15 protein-coding genes are annotated in these 17,588 nt (G+C 62.3%); 9 read left to right on the top strand and 6 right to left on the bottom strand.

Annotation, left to right across the window (positions count from 1 at the left end; translation table 11 throughout):
- Positions 1-4: 4 nt before the first annotated feature.
- Positions 5-883, bottom strand: a complete 879-nt coding sequence (locus KI243_RS16775; protein ID WP_083875452.1) for a helix-turn-helix transcriptional regulator — start codon at positions 881-883, stop codon at positions 5-7.
- Positions 884-1,104: 221 nt separating this feature from the next.
- On the opposite strand from KI243_RS16775, the gene KI243_RS16770 reads away from it, so the two are divergent.
- The 6 genes from KI243_RS16770 (at position 1,105) to fhuB (ending at position 8,599) form a co-directional block, all read left to right on the top strand.
- Entirely contained in the window at positions 1,105-2,445 is a 1,341-nt protein-coding gene (locus KI243_RS16770) for a TonB-dependent receptor (RefSeq protein WP_212809400.1), read from the top strand.
- The gene (locus KI243_RS16765; protein ID WP_212809395.1) at positions 2,442-3,122 is read left to right on the top strand and encodes a TonB-dependent receptor; all 681 of its coding nucleotides are present in this window, start codon (positions 2,442-2,444) and stop codon (positions 3,120-3,122) included. The genes KI243_RS16770 and KI243_RS16765 overlap by 4 nt, the downstream gene beginning before the upstream one ends.
- Before the next feature lie 6 nt (positions 3,123-3,128).
- Positions 3,129-4,835 (top strand): cyclic peptide export ABC transporter, encoded by a 1,707-nt coding sequence (locus tag KI243_RS16760; protein WP_244861722.1) that lies wholly within the window; start codon positions 3,129-3,131, stop codon positions 4,833-4,835.
- A gap of 113 nt (positions 4,836-4,948) precedes the next feature.
- Entirely contained in the window at positions 4,949-5,659 is a 711-nt protein-coding gene (locus KI243_RS16755) for an ATP-binding cassette domain-containing protein (RefSeq protein WP_244861903.1), read from the top strand.
- Entirely contained in the window at positions 5,656-6,603 is a 948-nt protein-coding gene (locus KI243_RS16750) for an ABC transporter substrate-binding protein (protein ID WP_017128510.1), read from the top strand. The genes KI243_RS16755 and KI243_RS16750 overlap by 4 nt, the downstream gene beginning before the upstream one ends.
- On the top strand, positions 6,596-8,599 hold the full coding sequence (gene fhuB, locus KI243_RS16745) for a Fe(3+)-hydroxamate ABC transporter permease FhuB (RefSeq protein ID WP_052328591.1): 2,004 nt from the start codon (positions 6,596-6,598) through the stop codon (positions 8,597-8,599). Before KI243_RS16750 ends, fhuB begins: the two co-directional genes overlap by 8 nt.
- 3 nt (positions 8,600-8,602) lie before the next feature.
- Here fhuB and KI243_RS16740 read toward each other — a convergent pair whose 3' ends face one another.
- The gene (locus KI243_RS16740; protein ID WP_178991433.1) at positions 8,603-9,586 is read right to left on the bottom strand and encodes a DNA-binding protein; all 984 of its coding nucleotides are present in this window, start codon (positions 9,584-9,586) and stop codon (positions 8,603-8,605) included.
- A gap of 178 nt (positions 9,587-9,764) precedes the next feature.
- Between KI243_RS16740 and KI243_RS16735 the strand changes: the two genes are divergently transcribed.
- The 3 genes from KI243_RS16735 (at position 9,765) to ahpF (ending at position 13,096) form a co-directional block, all read left to right on the top strand.
- Complete coding sequence (locus tag KI243_RS16735; RefSeq protein WP_212809393.1) at positions 9,765-10,709, top strand: site-specific integrase; 945 nt, start codon at positions 9,765-9,767, stop codon at positions 10,707-10,709.
- 132 nt (positions 10,710-10,841) lie between these two features.
- Positions 10,842-11,405, top strand: a complete 564-nt coding sequence (ahpC, locus tag KI243_RS16730) for an alkyl hydroperoxide reductase subunit C (protein ID WP_017128507.1) — start codon at positions 10,842-10,844, stop codon at positions 11,403-11,405.
- 125 nt (positions 11,406-11,530) lie between these two features.
- On the top strand, positions 11,531-13,096 hold the full coding sequence (ahpF, locus tag KI243_RS16725) for an alkyl hydroperoxide reductase subunit F (RefSeq protein WP_017128506.1): 1,566 nt from the start codon (positions 11,531-11,533) through the stop codon (positions 13,094-13,096).
- A 185-nt stretch (positions 13,097-13,281) separates the two neighbouring features.
- Here the strand turns inward: ahpF and gloA are convergent, their stop codons facing one another.
- The 4 genes from gloA to KI243_RS16705 form a co-directional block, all read right to left on the bottom strand.
- Entirely contained in the window at positions 13,282-13,812 is a 531-nt protein-coding gene (gene gloA / locus KI243_RS16720; RefSeq protein ID WP_017128505.1) for a lactoylglutathione lyase, read from the bottom strand.
- Positions 13,813-14,466: 654 nt separating this feature from the next.
- On the bottom strand, positions 14,467-14,826 hold the full coding sequence (locus KI243_RS16715; RefSeq protein WP_017128504.1) for a histone-like nucleoid-structuring protein, MvaT/MvaU family: 360 nt from the start codon (positions 14,824-14,826) through the stop codon (positions 14,467-14,469).
- Between the two features lie 257 nt (positions 14,827-15,083).
- Complete coding sequence (locus tag KI243_RS16710; protein ID WP_212809391.1) at positions 15,084-16,628, bottom strand: EAL domain-containing protein; 1,545 nt, start codon at positions 16,626-16,628, stop codon at positions 15,084-15,086.
- Between the two features lie 66 nt (positions 16,629-16,694).
- On the bottom strand, positions 16,695-17,567 hold the full coding sequence (locus KI243_RS16705; RefSeq protein ID WP_212809389.1) for a LysR family transcriptional regulator: 873 nt from the start codon (positions 17,565-17,567) through the stop codon (positions 16,695-16,697).
- Between the last annotated feature and the right edge of the window lie 21 nt (positions 17,568-17,588).

Here is a 17,588-nt window from a genome sequence, read left to right as displayed (position 1 = left end):
ACGTTTACCCGGCACCGAGCAACTCGGTGCCGGTTTCGGCGCTGGACAGTCCCTGTCCGCCAGCCAGCACCCGCTCGACATACTGCGCCGGTGTGCTTCCGAGCAAACTGCGGAACATGTAGATAAAGGCACTCGAACTGCGATAACCCAGGGCCTGGGCCACTTCGTTGATCGACACGCCTTCCACCAGCCGGCAGATCGCCTCGTCGACCCGCACCTGCAAGCGCCAGTGGTGAAAGGTCACGCCGGTTTCTTCCTTCATCCGCCGCGCCAGGGTTCGTGAACTGGCACCGATGCGCTCACCCCATTCTTCCAGGGTGTCGTTGTTGTCCGGACTTTGCAGGATGGCATCGCAGACCCGCCGCAACCGGCGATCCAGCGGCATCGGCAGGTTGTTGTTCTGTCGGGAGGCCTGGCCCAACAGATGAATCAGCAATCCTGAAGCCTGTTGGCGGGGTTGTTCGGCCAGGATCGGGTTGTCGTTGAGCATCAGGATCAGTTCGCGCATCAACGGCGTCATGGTCAGCACACAGCATTCATCCCAGCGCCACGGCACTGCGTGGGGCTCCAGATACACCGAGCGCATCGAGATTTCCCCGACCATCCGTACTTCATGGGTCACCCCCGCCGGTATCCACAGCGCCCGCATGGGGGCCAGGGTCCAGGCTCCGGTTTCGGTGGTCACCCGCATCAGTCCCCGTGGCGAATACATCAGTTGGATCCGGGCGTGGGAGTGGGGCTGCTGCCTGGCCCCCGAGGCATAGTCATAGGCCCTGACCACCAGCGGCGGGGCGTCCTCGGGAAATTCTCGGTAGGGGGTAATGGCTGCTTTTGGGGCGGGATGGTCGTGAGCGGCAGAAAAGCGCCAATTCTGTCCTTTCATCGATACAAGTTGTCCTGAAGCCAAGTAAACAGACTGGCAAAATTAATGCAAACCAATCGCATTTACAACCATCAGAGCCATTGATTCTCATGAGCAGAAGTATGATTGAACGCTTTGCACACGTTCCCTCGCCTTGCCGGCTGACGTTTAACCACCTTCTGTTTGCTCCCCTGGCGCTGGCTGCGGCAGTGGCGCAGGCTCAATCGTCTTCGGAGACGGTCTTGCCGCAAACCCAGATCGTCGGTGACCAGATTACACAGAATGCCGCCGTGACTGAAGGCACCGACAGCTACAAAGCGTCCCTGGTGACGGTTGGCAAGGTGCCGGTGCAGCCCAAGGACCTGCCGGGTTCGGTCTCGGTGATCACCCGCCAGCGCATGGACGACCAGGCTATGACCACGGTGGACGACGCCCTGCGCAATACACCGGGAATCACTGCCGTGACCTATGGTGACGGCACGAGCTATTTCCAATCCCGCGGCTATGCCGCCGAGGTGCAGTTCGATGGCCTGCCGGCCAACAACGGCCTGCAGTATCTGCCACAGTTCGACCTCGCGATGTACGACCGGGTCGAGGTCCTGCGCGGTCCCGCCGGGCTTCTGCAAGGCTTCGGGAACCCGGGTGGCACGGTCAACCTGGTGCGCAAGCGTCCCCAGGATGTGTTCGGCCTGACTGGCGCGGTATCGGCCGGTTCCTGGGATACCTACCGGACCGAATGGGACGTCACCGGCCCGCTGACCGACAGCGGCAACATCAAGGGGCGCCTGGGTTTCAGCGGGCGGGATGAACGGGGCTTTCAGGATGACGGCAAGACCGGCCAGGGTCTGATCTACGGCTCGCTGGCCTTTGACCTGGATCCGGACACCGAGCTGACGGTCGGCATGGCCCAGCAGAAAATCAACCTGAATGGCGTGGACTACGGCTTGTCGACGTTCACCAACGGCCGCTTTGTCGATTCGAAACGTTCGGGTTTCTACGGCACCGACTGGAGTTATGCCGACACCGACATGACCGAAATTTATGCCGATCTGGTGCATCGCTTCGGCAACGGCTGGCAGAACCGCACGGCGATCAACTACCGGACTTCGGAGGTGAGTTCTAAGTACGGCTACATCGATGGCCAGGTCAATCCCGATCGTTCGGCCGACTACTGGTTGCAGCGTCAGCAGGACCGTTATCGCTGGGTTGGCGTCGACTCCTATGTCAACGGGCCATTCGAGCTGTTCGGTCGCACCCATGAACTGATGCTCGGGGTCAATTATGCCCAGAGTCACCAGCACAGCCTGTCGGGCGGCACCAGTGGCGGGGTGGTCGACATCGACAACATCAATGTGCCCAACACTGATATTCCCTACAGCTTTGGTACCACCTCCGACACCAGCCAGTATGGCGTCTATGGACAGGTCACCTTCAAGCCGGTGGACGACTTGTCGCTGATCCTCGGCGGCCGCCAGAACCACTATGAAAGCTCGCGGCAGAACCTGCTACCTTCGAACGGAGCGACGGTCAACGATCCTGACCAGAACAAGTTCACCCCCTATGCGGGGTGGTCTACGGCGTGAATTCCTGGCTGTCGGCGTACGCCAGCTACTCGGACATCTTCACTCCGTCGCAGGCCTTCCAGACCACCGCCAGCGGCAGCGTGCTCAAGCCGCGCACCGGTCATCAGGCCGAAGTCGGGCTCAAGGGCGATTTCCTCGATGGCCGCCTCGACGCCTCGCTGGCCGTGTTCCAGATCGACGACCAGAACCGTCCGGTGGCCGACGACGCCAACCCCGGTCGTTGGCTGGCCCAGGGCAAGGCCCGCAGCAGCGGCTTCGAGGCGCAAGTCACCGGCAAGATCCTGCCGAACTGGGATGTACAGGCCGGCTATACCTACCTGCAGACCAAGCTGCTGGGATCGGCAGCCAGCGATGGCAGCATCCAGGACCCGGAAGAACCCAAGCACATGCTCAAGCTCTGGAACACCTATCACTTCGAGGGTGACGCCCTGAACAACTGGCGTGTCGGCGGCGGCGTTCGTGCCCAGAGCCGTACCACCCGCAATGAAGTCAGCTACCAGGGCGGTTACGCGGTGGTGGATGGCCTGATCGGCTACAAGATCGACGAGCATCTGGACCTGGCCCTCAACATGAACAACCTGCTGGACCGTACCTACTATGCGCGGGTGCCTTCAAGCTACTACGGGCTGTATGGCGATCCACGCAACGCGACGCTGACCTTGCGAGTGAAGTACTGATCACCGATGACTTCGACCAGACAAACCAACCCCTCGATTCCTGGCCAGGACACCCGGCCAGGAGATTCCAGCACGCCCTTCGCGCTGTTGCTGGGCATGCTCCACGGCGCACGCAGTTGGCTTGTGCTGGCGGCCGTGGCGAGCTTGCTCAGCGGTTTCGGCAGCGCTGCCATGGTAGCGTTGATCAACCAGGCACTGTCGGTCGAGGGCGATGAGCTGGGTGCCCTCGGCCTGCGCTTCATGCTGCTGGGGATCGGCGTGCTGCTGCTGCGCCTGTTGTCGCAGACCCTGTTCCTGTACCTCGGGCAACGGGCCAAGGCCAGCGTGCGCTTGCGCACCATCGGGCATATCGCCAACGCCTCCTATGCCCACCTGGAGCGCTATGGCGGCGGGCGGCCCCTGGCGATCCTGACCGGAGACCTGGATACGCTGGTGGTACTGTTCATTAATCTGCCGACCATCATGATGCAGAGCACGGTGATCATCGGCTGCCTGACCTACCTGGGCTGGCTGTCCTGGCAGATCCTGCTGTTCGCGCTGGTGGCCATCGCCATCGGCGCGGTGGGTTTCCTGTTGGTCAACAGCCGGGCCTTGGAGCATCTGCGCGGTTCGCGGCAGCGCGAGGACGATCTGATCCAGCAATTTCGCGCCCTGTTCGACGGTGCCAAGGAACTCAAGCTGCACCGCTCCCGCCGTCGCACCTTTATCGACGACACGCTGGCGCCGCATATCGAGTCGGTGCGGGTGCAACGTACCCTGGGCTATGTGCTGTTCAGCGCCGCGTCGAGCTGGGGCAACCTGGTCCTGTTCGCCTTTGTCGGCCTGACGCTGTTCGTGCTGTCACGCACCTATGACGTCGACCATCAGGTGATGTCCGGCTACGCGATGATCTTCCTCTACATGATCCTGCCGATCGAGGGCCTGCTGGCGGCCCTGCCGACCCTGGGCTCGGCGCGCATCGCCCTGGAGCGGATCGCCCGCCTGGAGGCGCAACTGCCGGCCGAGATCGCGGGCGAGCAGGGGGAGGACAGCGGCTTTCGGTCCATCGAGTTGCGTGGTCTGAGCCACCGTTACTTTCGAGAGAAGGAAAACAGCTACTTCATGCTCGGTCCCATCGATCTGCGGTTCTCGCCGGGGGAAATCACCTACCTGATCGGAGGTAACGGCAGCGGCAAGACCACCCTGGCCAAGCTGCTGGTGGGCCTGTATGAAGGCGAGGGCGGTAGCGTGCTGCTGGACGGTGAACCGGTTGAGGCGGCGACGCGCGATGCCTACCGACAGCGCTTTTCCACGGTATTCAGCGATTTCTTCCTGTTCGATACCCTGTTGGGGGTGATGCCACCCCATCTGGAGCCCCAGGCCCGGACGCTGCTCAAGTCGCTGCAACTGGAGCACAAGGTGAGCATCGAGGACGGTGCCTTTACCACCCTCAATCTGTCCCAGGGCCAGCGCAAGCGCCTGGCCTTGCTGGTGGCGTTGCTCGAAGACCGAGCCTTCTACGTCTTCGACGAATGGGCGGCCGACCAGGATCCGGCCTTCAAGGAGGTGTTCTACAAGAGCCTGCTGCCGGACCTGAAGGCCCGTGGCAAGGCGGTGTTGGTGATCACCCACGATGATCGTTATTTCTCCCTGGCCGACCGCTGCATCAAGCTCGACACCGGCCAGATCGTTGCCGATGTGCCGGGTGCCGTCAGTGCAGAGGAGCTTCGATGAGTATGCTTGAGTCCAATCCCATCGTCGGGGCCTGCGGGTCGCTCCAGGAGCCCGATCTGTTCCGCCTGGATGGCGTCAGTGTGAAGGTGGGGGCCCGGACCCTGTTGCAGCCCATGGACCTGCGCCTCGGGGAAGGCCGTATCTATGGCCTGATCGGTCATAACGGCTCCGGCAAGTCGACCTTGCTCAAGTTGCTGGCCCGCCAGCAGTCGGCCAGTACCGGTTCGTTGCAACTGGGCGACAAACCGCTGCATGGCTGGTCGTCACGAGCCTTTGCCCGGCAGATCGGCTATCTGCCCCAGCAGCCGCCCGAAGTCGATGGGCTGCTGGTGCGGGAACTGGTGGCGTTGGGGCGGCATCCCTGGCATGGCGCCCTCGGCCGGTTTGGCGCCGAGGATCGGGACCAGGTCGAGCAGGCGATGCTCGCCACCGATGTCGCGCAATATGCCGAGCGTCCCGTCGACAGCCTCTCCGGTGGCGAACGCCAGCGGGCGTGGATTGCCATGCTGGTGGCGCAGAACTGTCGCTGCATGCTGCTCGACGAGCCGACCTCGGCCCTCGATATCGGCCATCAACTGGCGGTGCTCGAACTGCTCCGCAATCTCTGCGGGCAGCGCGGCATGGGCGCGGTGATCATCCTGCACGACGTCAACATGGCCGCACGTTTCTGTGATGAGGTCATCGCCCTGCGTGAAGGTTGTCTGCAATTGCAGATCCAGGCGCGTGAGATGCTCCAGGAGGCGCATCTCGAGCGCGTCTACGGCGTGCCGATGGGGGTGGTGGCCGATCCAGCCAGCGGGCGCCTGATAGGTTTTGCGCGATGAGTGCGCGGCTCAGTCGTCGGCGCATCCTGCAGTGGCTGGCCGGCGCGCCTCCGGCACTGTGGATGAGTCGTTCGTGGACTTCACCATCGACCTTCACGCCTTCAAGGATCATTCCGCTGAGCTGGGAACTGAGCGAAACGTTGCTGGCGCTGGGGCATGCTCCCGTCGCCTTGCCGCTGCCCGACTGGTACACCCGGACCATCGTCGAGCCGCCGTTACCCGCCGGGGTGATCGATATCGGCCTGCTATACCAGCCCAACTTCGAGCTGCTCCAGCAACTGCGGCCCGACCTGCTGATCCTGACACCCGGGCATATCGGCTTGAAACCGATGCTCGAGCGCCTGGCGCCGACGGTCACGTTGGGCGGCTACATGAGCGCCCCGCAACCTTATCCGGCCTTGCAGCAGGAGACTCGGCAGATGGCCCGGGTGCTCGATTGCCCGGTGCGCGCCGAGGCCCTGCTTGCCGAGACCGAGGAGGTCTTCGCAGCGGTGCGTCAGCTCCTGGCCGAGCAGCCTGGCATTAACGCACGGCCGACCCTCGTGGCCGATGCGGTGGATGAGTATCACCTGCGGGTGTACGGCGCCGGCAGTCTGTTCGATGCGGTACTGGCGAGGATTGGCGTAAGCAATGCGGCCCATCCCGTCGATGCCGCGCCAGGTGGCTGGGTCAGCAATTCGGCGGGATATGCCCTGGTGCCCCTGCAACGTCTTGCCGGTGTTCCCGAGGCCAACCTGCTGCTGGTCGGGCCGGTGGCGCCAAACGTACAGGCGGCTCTGCGACGTAGCCCGGTCTGGCAAGCCATGCCTTGTGTTCGCGAGGGTCGTGTGGCGCGCCTGCCAGTGATCGCACCCTATGGCGGCCTGACGTCGCTGCAACGCTTCGCCCGTGCGGTGGAGGCGGCCCTGTCTCGAACGGCCCATCAGGAGCCTGCCAGTGTCTAGTGTTCGTCTACTTTTCGTCCCTCGAGGCTGCCTGTTGCTGGTGGTCGGCCTGTTGGCGGTGGCGGCGATCCTGGCTGTCCTGCAAGCGCAGGCGATGCTGGGGGGCCGGCCGTGGTTGCCGGCGTTGCTGAGCCCGAACCCTGCTGATCTGTCCCAGGTGTTGCTGCATGAGTCGCTGTTGCCCCGTGTGGCAATGGCGCTGCTGTGTGGCGCCGCACTGGGCCTGGCCGGCACGCTGATCCAGCAGGTGCTGCGCAACCCGCTGGCCGAGCCGATGACCTTGGGCATCTTCCCTGGAGCCTATCTGGCCTTGACGCTCTACACCCTCTATGCGCCCGAGAGCTGGGCCGCTGGCCGCGAGCTGGTGGCCCTCGGTGGTGGCGCCCTGGCGGTGCTGGTGGTGTTGGCGCTGGCCTGGCCTCAGCGATTGTCGCCGATGGCGGTGATTCTGTCGGGAATGGTGGTCAATCTCTACTGCGGGGCGGTCAGCCTGGCGATCGCGCTGGTGCACTTCGATTTTCTGCTCGGGCTGCAGATCTGGGGTGGTGGTGCGCTGGAGCAGGCCGGCTGGCAGCCCAGCCGGCACCTGGCGAGCGGCGTGTTGGCTTGCGCGTGGGCGGTGTGGAGCATACGGCGCCCGCTGGCGCTGCTCGACAGCGGGGAAAGCACCGCCCGCAGCCTCGGCGCGAAGGTCGAGCGGACACGACTGATCGCACTGCTGGTGGCGGTGGTCCTGACGGCCCTGGTGGTGGCCCAGGTGGGGGTGATCGGTTTTCTCGGCCTGGCGGCCCCGGCCATGGCGCGCCTGCTCGGTGCACGCACCCTGTACCAGCGCCTGTGGTGGTCGAGTGCTATTGGCGCGGCTATCTTGTGGGCCACCGACCAGATTGTCCTGCTGCTGTCGACCGCAGACTCGCTCTCGGCCCACCTGATTCCGACCGGCACCGTTACCTCGTTACTGGGCGTGCCACTGCTGCTTGTCATGCTGCCTCGCTTGCGTAGCGGTGGGGCCGCTCACTGGAAACCGGGCTGGCCGACTGGTAGGGGGCTGACGCGGGGGCGCTGCTGGGGCCTGGTGACGCTGTTGCTGGCCGGCCTGTTTCTGTCGTTTGCCGTGTCCCAGGGGCTGGATGGCTGGCATCTCGCAGGCCCGACCCAGGTGCAGGCGCTGCTGTTCTGGCAGTTGCCCCATAGCGTGATCGCAGCCGCGTCCGGGGGGCTGTTGGCGTTGGCCGGCACCTTGCTGCAACGGGCCACGGCCAACCCGATGGCCAGTCCCGATCTGCTCGGGGTCAGCTCCGGCGGAGCCTTGGGGATAGTCGTGGTGGTCTTCATGGTGAGCCAGCCGTCACCGGCCATTCTTTTCGGCGCGTGCCTGGCGGGCTCGCTGCTCGCCCTGGGTGGGTTGCTCTGGCTGGGACGTGGTGCCTTTACTCCACAACGCCTGTTGCTGATCGGTGTCGCGGTGAGTGCCTGGTTCCAGGCGATGGTCAGTGCCACCCTGGCCAGCGGCGATCCTCGTGCGGCCTTGATGCTGCAACTGGTGACGGGTTCGATCTACTACATTCCCTCGGCCCTGGCCTGGGCCGCCGCCATGCTGTTGCTGCTCGGCCTATGCCTGGCGCCGCTGTTCTCGCGCTGGCTCAAGGCGTTTTCGCTGGGAGAGGGCGCGGCAGCGAGTGTCGGCGTTCCGGTGAGCCGTGCGCGTCTGCTGATCCTGCTGTTCGCCGGGGTATTGACCACCATGGCGACCCTGCTGGTCGGACCACTGTCCTTTATCGGCCTGCTGGCCCCGCATATCGCACGGCTGGTCGGCGCTCGTCAGCCGTTGCAACAACTATGGGTGGCAGCGGCATCTGGCGTGATCCTGATGATCGTCGCGGAATGGCTGGGCAGGCAGCTGATCTTCCCCCAGCAAATGCCTGCCGGGCTGACAGCCACTCTGTTGGGTGGGCCGTACCTGGTGCTGCTGATGCTCTATCGGCGCAAGGCCTGACGCTCAGGACTGCGCAGGCAGGGCGGCTCGGGCCTGGTCGAGTGCCGCCTCGACCTCCAGGAGCTTGAGTTCCAGCGCCTTGCTGGCCGTGCGCTGTGCATCGCTCGTCTGCTGAAGCGCGTCCGTGGCCTGTTGCGCCACCCGCAGGCGCTCCTGGAGGAGGGTGCGTTCGCTTTCCAGCTGGATCGCGCGATCCAGCAGCTGTTCCTCGCGGCTGGCAGCTTTGTGCAGTTGTTCCTGCGACTGCTTCACTTCTTTCATCAGCCCACGGCTTTCCGCCAGCAGACGCTCGTTGTCGCGGTGCAACTGGGTGATTTCATCCTGGCGTACCAGCGCGCTCTGCTGGGCCTGGCGCAATTCCATCTGTACCTGTTGCAGCTGACCCTCATGGCGACGCTGCTCCTGCTCGCGCTGCTCCCTGGCGGCACTGCGGAAGTGTTCCAGGGCGTCACGGGCATGCTGGTGCTTGTCTTCCAGCGAGCGGATCTGTTCTTCCTTGTCCTTGAGACGCAGCTCGTTGTCGCTGAGGGCCTGGCTCAAGCCGGCATTGCGGGTCTGTTCGGTCTGCAGCATGGAGCGGGTGGTCAGCAGGTCCTGGGATTCCTGCTCCAGGGCCGCCGCCTGGACCTCGAGCTGCTGCTGCAACTGCTCCAGCTTCTGTGTCGCCTCCGCCTGTCGCACCTGCCATTGGGCCTGCTGTTCCTGCCACTGCGCCTCGGCCCGTTCCAGCGGTTCCCGGGCCTGTTCCTGCAGGCGCTGGGCGAGGCGGGAGACCAGCGCGGCGAGCTCTTCCTCGAGATCTTCCTGGGGCACCGCCAGGCGCTGGTCGCTTTCGGTCAGCTCCTTCAGATAGCGATGGATGGTGGTTTTCGAACCCGTATTGCCCATTTCGATACGTACCGCATCGATGCTGGGGTTTTCGCCACGGGCGAGGATCGCCAATCGTGCGGTTTGCACCACCGCCTTGTTCACGCCGCCGCGAGCCATGTCTTCTCCTACGATTTCGTACTGTGGTATGTAGCCTGTATTTACATAGCATATCACTAAAAACGAATAAGCCAATATCGAAGGTTTTTGACATGGGATATACTAGTATTACCCCTTGTGAGAAGCGGTTTTCAGTTTTTCCCCTGTTTTTTGCGTACACCTGTCGGGATATCTGCCCATGAGCGAGCTGGATCGCTATCTGCACGCCGCCACGCGGGACAACACCCGCCGCAGCTACCGGGCGGCCATCGAGCACTTCGAAGTGAGCTGGGGCGGGTTCCTGCCGGCCACCGGCGACAGTGTGGCGCGCTACCTGGTGGCCCACGCCGGGTTGCTTTCGATCAATACCCTCAAGCTGCGCCTTTCGGCCCTGGCCCAATGGCATGCCAGCCAGGGTTTTGCCGACCCGACCAAGGCGCCGGTGGTGCGCAAGGTGTTCAAGGGCATTCGCGCCCTGCATCCGGTGCAGGAAAAACAGGCCGCCCCCTTGCAGTTGCAACATCTGGAACAGGTGATCGCTTCACTGGAGGGCGAGGCCCAGGCCGCGCTGGCGCAACAGGATCGGCCACGCCTGCTGCGCGCGCGGCGCGATGCGGCGCTGATCCTGCTGGGCTTCTGGCGTGGTTTTCGCAGCGATGAGCTGTGCCGGCTGGAGATCGAGCACGTGCTGGCGCAGTCGGGTACCGGGATTACCCTGTACCTGCCACGCAGCAAGAGCGACCGGGACAACCTCGGGCGCACCTACCAGACCCCGGCGCTGCAGCGGCTTTGCCCGGTGCAGGCGTATATCGAGTGGATCAACTGCGCGGCGCTGGTCCGTGGCCCGGTGTTTCGTGGGATTGATCGCTGGGGCAACCTGGGCGAGGAGGGCCTGCACGCCAATAGCGTCATTCCTTTATTGCGCCAGGCGCTGGAGCGCGCGGGTATCGCTGCCGAGCACTACACCAGCCATTCCTTGCGTCGGGGCTTCGCCACCTGGGCTCATCGCAGTGGCTGGGACCTCAAGTCGCTGATGAGTTATGTCGGCTGGAAAGACCTGAAATCCGCCATGCGCTACGTCGAGGCCAGCCCGTTTGCCGGCATGGGCCTGCTCGATGAAAAGCCGGTCCGGCAGGGATCATAAGATTTCTTCTATTAATACAGTGGGCTTATAGCGAAAACCAATCGCGAGCATCAGCTTTGCCAATGAGCCAGAACGCAAAAGAATGGCTAGGATTCTCCCATCAACTTCTTAACCCCTGACGGAGAGTCAACGATGCCTATCATCAACAGCCAAGTTAAACCGTTCAAAGCAACCGCTTACAAAAACGGCAATTTCGTCGAAGTGTCGGACGCTGACCTGAAAGGCAAATGGTCGGTAGTGTTCTTCTACCCAGCCGACTTCACCTTCGTCTGCCCGACCGAACTGGAAGACCTGGCTGACAACTACGATGCGTTCCAGAAACTGGGCGTGGAAATCTACAGCGTGTCGACCGACACCCACTTTGCCCACGCTGCCTGGCACAACACTTCGCCAGCCATCGGCAAGATCCAGTACACCATGATCGGCGACCCGACCCTGACCATCTCCCGCAACTTCGACGTGCTGATCGAAGAAGCCGGTCTGGCCGACCGTGGCACCTTCGTGATCAACCCTGAAGGCCAGATCAAGATCGTTGAACTCAACGATGGCGGCGTAGGCCGTGACGCTTCCGAGCTGCTGCGCAAGATCAAGGCCGCTCAGTACGTTGCTGCCCACCCGGGCGAAGTCTGCCCAGCCAAGTGGCAGGAAGGCGAGGCCACCCTGGCTCCGTCCCTGGACCTGGTCGGCAAAATTTAAGCCTGTGAGTCAGCCAAGGGCGGTCATCCGCACTTCATAAGTCAGCCGCACCGCCCAATAACGCCCGGGTGGTAATCACCTGGGCGTTGTTATTTCTACCGTATTGAAAAAGGGAAATCGCCCGCATGTTGGACGCCAATCTTAAAGCCCAGTTGAAGTCGTACCTGGAACGGGTTACGCAACCGATCGAGATCGTCGCCTCCCTCGATGACGGCGCGAAATCTCAGGAAATGCTCGCGCTGCTCAAAGACGTCGCCAGTCTTTCCACTCAGATCACCTTGCTGGACAACGGCACCGATGCGCGCAAGCCATCGTTCTCGTTGAATCGCCCGGGAGCCGATATCAGCCTGCGTTTCGCCGGCATCCCGATGGGCCATGAATTCACTTCGCTGGTGCTGGCCCTGCTGCAAGTCGGCGGCCACCCATCGAAGGCCAGTGTCGAAGTGATCGAACAGATCCGCTCGCTCAAGGGCGAGTTCAACTTCGAGACTTATTTCTCGCTGTCCTGCCAGAACTGCCCGGACGTGGTCCAGGCGCTGAACCTGATGGCGGTACTGAACCCGAACATCCGTCACGTCGCCATCGACGGCGCGCTGTTCCAGGACGAAGTCAACGATCGCAAGATCATGGCCGTACCGAGTATCTACCTCAACGGCGTGAACTTCGGCCAGGGCCGCATGGGCCTCGAGGAAATCCTCGGCAAGCTCGATACCGGCGCCATCGAGAAACAGGCGGAAAAACTCAACGCCAAGGATGCCTTTGACGTCCTGGTGGTCGGTGGTGGCCCGGCGGGTGCCGCGGCAGCGATCTATGCCGCCCGCAAAGGCATCCGTACCGGTGTCGCGGCCGAGCGTTTTGGTGGCCAGGTACTGGACACCATGGCCATCGAGAACTTCATCTCGGTCCAGGAAACCGAAGGGCCAAAGCTGGCCAGCGCCCTGGAAGAGCACGTCCGCCAGTACGACGTCGACATCATGAACCTGCAACGCGCCAGTGCCCTGGTGCCGGCGAAGAATGCCGGCGAGCTGCACGAGGTGCGCTTCGAAAGCGGTGCCAGCCTCAAGGCCAGGACCGTGATCCTCGCCACCGGTGCCCGCTGGCGTGAAATGGGCGTGCCGGGTGAGCAGGAATACAAGGCCAAGGGCGTGTGCTTCTGCCCACACTGTGATGGCCCGCTGTTCAAGGGCAAGCGTGTCGCGGTGATCGGTGGCGGCAACTCCGGTGTCGAGGCGGCCATCGACCTGGCCGGTATCGTCAGCCACGTGACCCTGCTGGAGTTCGACAGCAAGCTGCGCGCCGACGCCGTTCTGCAACGCAAGCTGTACAGCCTGCCGAACGTCAACGTCATCACCAGTGCGCTGACCAGTGAAGTCAAGGGCGATGGTCAGAAGGTCACCGGCCTGGTCTACAAGGACCGCGATTCGGGCGAGTTCAACACCATCGACCTGGAAGGCATCTTCGTGCAGATCGGTCTGCTGCCGAACACCGACTGGCTCAAGGGCAGTGTCGAGTTGTCGCCACGGGGCGAGATCATTGTCGATGCACGCGGTGAAACCTCGCTGCCGGGTATCTTCGCTGCCGGTGACGTCACCACGGTGCCGTACAAGCAGATCGTGATCGCGGTAGGAGAGGGCGCCAAGGCTTCGCTGAGTGCCTTCGATCACCTGATCCGCACCTCCGCTCCAGCTTGATTCATCAGACTTGATCGTTCCCACGCTCTGCGTGGGAATGCCTTCCTGGACGCTCTGCGTCCGCTCTTGTGACGCAGAGCGTCACGGGCTGCATTCCCACGGGGACCGTGGGAACGATCATCAGATCATCAAAAAAGCCCCATGGATCGACGATCCATGGGGCTTTTGCGTTTCAGGAGCGAGAGTCAGGCGTCTTGCAGCGGCGCCGGCTGGATGATCTCTACCCAGTAGGCATCCGGATCCTTCACGAAGGCCAGGCTTTTCATGCGGCCGTCGCTCAGGCGTTTCTGGAATTCCACGCCCAGGGTTTCGAAGCGCTCGCAGGCGGCACGGATATCCGGCACCGAGATGCAGATATGGCCGAAGCCCCGCGGATCGGTATTGCCGTTGTGGTAGGCAAAATCAGGGTCATTCTCGGTGCCGTGGTTGTGGGTCAGTTCCAGGATGCCGGGAATCGACTTCATCCATTGCGTGCGCTGCGCCGCATCGGCCGGGATCTGCGACTTGTCCACCAGGGCAAGGAAATACAGGCTGAACTCGGCTTCCGGGAAATCACGTTTCTCCACCAGGGAAAAACCCAGTACGCGGGTGTAGAAGTCCAGGGACTTGGTAGCGTCCTTGACGCGCAGCATGGTGTGGTTGAACACGAAGCCCTGGGTGGCGGTGTCGGGTTGGGCGGTAACGCCGGGGAAGGTGTTCAGGTCGTGCAGGCTCATAGGCCCTCCGCGAAGGTGATGAAGGCGGTCGATCGATGAGGCGCCAGCACAGGCTGGCCGGTCTCTGACCTTGTGGGACACAGGATGATACGGAAAGTGCGATCGCGCTCCAAATCCTGTGGCTCGATTCTAGGCATTCGGGCCGGCGCAGAGGTAATAGCGGGGTACTTCAGAGGGGGGGGTAATGAGTTATATGAAGTGCGGGCAGATAAACATCAAGGCATAAAGAAGCCCGCCGAAGCGGGCATTGGGGCGCTAATCCTTTAGCAGCCTTCATCCTGTAAGAGTCGATGTGAAAAAAACGTGAAGGCTTCGAACGGGTATCTTTTATCCGACCGGCGTCGTGGCTGACGGTGAAGGACGGACCTGTGCGGGATTTTTTACAGTGTCTGCTTCGAATGGAAATAACTGACAGCGTGCAAGGAATATGCGGTACTTAATGGCCAGTTGTCATTAGTTACGCGGGAGATGAAAGTAGCAACACGATGGAACTCCGGCGGACGCAACCTGTCCTCGCACATGTTTACGGTGATGTTGGCGCGGGACACACTTTGAAAGAGTCGCGCGAAGGTATGGCTTGTTAATCCTGTTTCGTTTTGTTCCTTCATAAAAAAACCCTGCGTTTGCAGGGTTTTTAGTGGAGGGGGAAAGAAGTTAACCGCGCAGCCAGGAGTCCACGGTGGCGGCACCGTATTGTTCTTTCCAGGCTTTGAGCCCACGGTGATTACCGCCCTTGGTTTCGATCAGTTCTCCCGTATGAGGGTTCTGATAGACCTTGACCACGCGAGCACGGCGCTGCTTAGGCGCATGGGCGGCCTTGGCGCTGGAGGCCTGGGGATCGAGGATGGCGTTGACCTCCCGCAGGCTCTTGCCATAGGTCTTCATCAGGTCTTTGAGTTTTTTCTCGAACTCGATTTCCTTCTTGAGCCCGGCATCGTTTTTCAGGGCTTCCAGCTGAGCGAGTTGTTCTTGAAGGGCTTTTTCTGCGGCGCGAAATTCAGCGAGTCTGGACAAGATTTTTACTCCAATAGTCTATTCGGTTGCCATGAACCTATAACAAAGAGACAAGCCGTCGCTTACAGTCGATCCCACCAGACACTGTCCACAGTGCCCTGAATACGCTGGGTCATTATGTATAAACCCGAGGCTTTCCCGTCAATTTACTGCTGGCAGGAAAAAGTGTAGTAGTTATCGGCTCAGGAGTAAATCATAGAGCGAAAGTAGTACCGCGAAAGTACTGGAGTTACCGTCGCGGTGTTTTGCATGGCCGACTAATCGGCGCGTTGCTGCTTGAGACTGTTGAGAAAGTCGGCGGCCGGCAACGGTTTTCCAAACAGATAGCCCTGCAGGAAGTCGACCCCGCGCGAAGCCAGGTAATCACGTTGCTCCACGGTTTCCACGCCTTCGGCAACGATGCCCAGTTCGAGCTTGCCGCTCAACTCGATAATACTGTCCAGGATATGCCGCGACAGTGCGTCGTGACCGATCATGGCGACGAAACTCTGGTCGATCTTCAGGTAGTCGACATTGAACTTGCGCAGATAATTCAGGCTGGAGTGCCCGGTGCCGAAGTCATCGATGGCGACCATCACGCCCAACCCGCGCAACTGTTCGAACAGTTGGTGGGTAATGGCGCTGGGTTCGATCAACTCCCGTTCGGTCAGTTCCAGCACCAGCCTGACCTGCCCTGGAGCGAAGGCGGCGAGAAACTGCCGGCAGTCCTCCACCAGTTCCAGGTCATGGCAATGGCTGCCGGTAATGTTCACGCCGACGTGAAAGCCGGGCTCGAAGGTGTCCGAGTGCGGGGCGAGGAGGGTAGCGGTCTGCTGCAATAGCGAACGGGTCATGGGCACGATCAGGCCGGTATGCTCGGCGAAGGGAATGAACAGATCCGGGCGCACCAGGCCTTCGCGGGGATGATTCCAGCGCATCAACACTTCCAGGCCGGACCATTTCAAGCTGTCGCTGTGTACCACGGGCTGGAAATACGGAATGAACTCCCGGGCTTCGAGTGCCCGCTGCAACTCATGGCTCGGTGCGCCGGAGCGTTTCTGCAGCCAGCGTGTGGTAAGGCCGGCCAAGGCGCCGAATACCAGGAGCAGGGCCAGCAGTTCCGGATATTCCTTGCCGACGTAGCGCCAGGTTTCACCCTCGGGAAAGCCCGCGCTGACGCTGAACGGAAAGCGCGTGGAGCGCAGGGTGGTAGGGGCAACGGCGAAGGAGGGCGCCTTGCCGGCGAGTACCTGGCCCTGGCCGGAGGTCCAGACATTGCCGACCTGCAGGACCAGGCCGGCCTCGCGGCCGATCAGGCGCAACAGATTGCCCAGGTGGTAACCGTCGATACTGACCATCGCCGCACCGTTGCCTTGCTGCAGGCGAAGGACCAGCAGCGACGACTTGGGCGTGACCGGATTGCCATCCATCAACCAGAGCCGGCCACCGACATAATCGCTCGGATTGACCACCTCCTGGTAAGGGCCGAACAACGAGGTGCAATACAGGTTGTTGTCCCAGGCCAGGTTGGCGGCGCGCACGAACGGGCGGCGGGTCACTTGCTCGCGCAGGGCCAGCTCGACCTCGGCGCAGGGCCGCCCCGCCAGCGGCACGATGGCATGGGCCGACAACTCGGCATTGTCGAGCATCAGTTCGAACTGTTTCAGGGCTTCGTCGGCGGTTTCCCGGCTATGGGCGTTCAAGGCCCGGTCGGCCTGCCAGTGAAGGATGGCGATGCCCGAGAGGATGGGCAGCAGGCCGATCAACAGGCTCAGCCCGTAACGGGCAGACCAGGAGCGAGAACCCTTGACGGTCAGTGGCATTCGGGAAACCTGTGTGGGCAGGGAGCGGTAGACGGATGATAGTTGGCGGTTGTGGCGTGCGTATGCTCAGCGGTAATCGAAACCGGTCGCCAGATCGATGAATGCCTGGGTCGCTGGCGAAACCTCGCGGCGGTCGAGCACGGCGATACCGATTTTGCGCTTGACCGGCGGTGACAACGGTCGGCTGATATAGCCCGGGGCCGGGTGCTCGGGCAACGATTGTTCGGCGATGACCGTCAGGCCCTCGCCGCGGGCCACGGTCGACAGGATGCTGAGCAACTGCGCGGTGCGGTAACGCACATCCGGCACCAGGCGCTGGGCCGCGAACAACCTGGAGACCAGTTCACCGGAGCCGGCACCGGTGAGAATGAAGGGTTCCCCGCAGAGATCCTGCAACTCGACCGACGCCTTCTGGCCGAGCGGATGGCCTGTCGGCAGCAGCGCGACCATCTGGTCTTCCACCAGGGCGAAGGTATCGAAGCGTTCCTCGGGCAGGACCACGAAACCGATATCGATGCGTCGATCCTCCAGCCACTCCAGCACTTGCCGGTCCGGCCCCTCGTCGACATGCACCTGGATCCCCGGGTGCTCGCGCCGGTAGCGTTCGAGGAGCGCCGGCAGCAGCTTGCTGGAGGCGGTCGGGCCAAAGGAACCGATGCGCAGGGTGCCGCTTTTCATGCCGCGGGCATCGGCGGCTTCCTGTTTCAGGGTGTCGGCCAGGCCCAGCATGGCGCGGGCCCGTTGCAGCAGGCGGGCGCCGATATCGGTCAGTTCGACCTTGTGCTGATGGCGGCGGATCAGTTCCACCCCCAATTCCTGCTCCAGCCCCTTGATCGCGTGGGATACCGCGGACTGGCTGATCCCCAGCCGCTGGGCCGCGGTGGTGAAGCCTTGCAGCTCGGCGACCAGGGAAAACACTTCCAGTTGGGTCAGTGTCATGAGTGTTTACTCATTTTACGA

This window comes from Pseudomonas sp. Ost2 (genome assembly GCF_018326065.1).
Lineage (GTDB): Bacteria > Pseudomonadota > Gammaproteobacteria > Pseudomonadales > Pseudomonadaceae > Aquipseudomonas > Aquipseudomonas gingeri.
This window is presented reverse-complemented; position numbering and strand designations above follow the sequence as displayed.

Coding starts and splice junctions, on each gene's coding strand:
- KI243_RS16775 (WP_083875452.1), bottom strand. CDS start 883: ATGAAAGGACAGAATTGGCGCTTTTCTGCCGCTCACGACCATCCCGCC.
- KI243_RS16750 (WP_017128510.1), top strand. CDS start 5,656: ATGAGTGCGCGGCTCAGTCGTCGGCGCATCCTGCAGTGGCTGGCCGGC.
- ahpC (WP_017128507.1), top strand. CDS start 10,842: ATGCCTATCATCAACAGCCAAGTTAAACCGTTCAAAGCAACCGCTTAC.
- KI243_RS16735 (WP_212809393.1), top strand. CDS start 9,765: ATGAGCGAGCTGGATCGCTATCTGCACGCCGCCACGCGGGACAACACC.
- KI243_RS16710 (WP_212809391.1), bottom strand. CDS start 16,628: ATGCCACTGACCGTCAAGGGTTCTCGCTCCTGGTCTGCCCGTTACGGG.
- ahpF (WP_017128506.1), top strand. CDS start 11,531: ATGTTGGACGCCAATCTTAAAGCCCAGTTGAAGTCGTACCTGGAACGG.
- KI243_RS16705 (WP_212809389.1), bottom strand. CDS start 17,567: ATGACACTGACCCAACTGGAAGTGTTTTCCCTGGTCGCCGAGCTGCAA.
- KI243_RS16760 (WP_244861722.1), top strand. CDS start 3,129: ATGACTTCGACCAGACAAACCAACCCCTCGATTCCTGGCCAGGACACC.
- KI243_RS16755 (WP_244861903.1), top strand. CDS start 4,949: ATGGACCTGCGCCTCGGGGAAGGCCGTATCTATGGCCTGATCGGTCAT.
- KI243_RS16740 (WP_178991433.1), bottom strand. CDS start 9,586: ATGGCTCGCGGCGGCGTGAACAAGGCGGTGGTGCAAACCGCACGATTG.
- gloA (WP_017128505.1), bottom strand. CDS start 13,812: ATGAGCCTGCACGACCTGAACACCTTCCCCGGCGTTACCGCCCAACCC.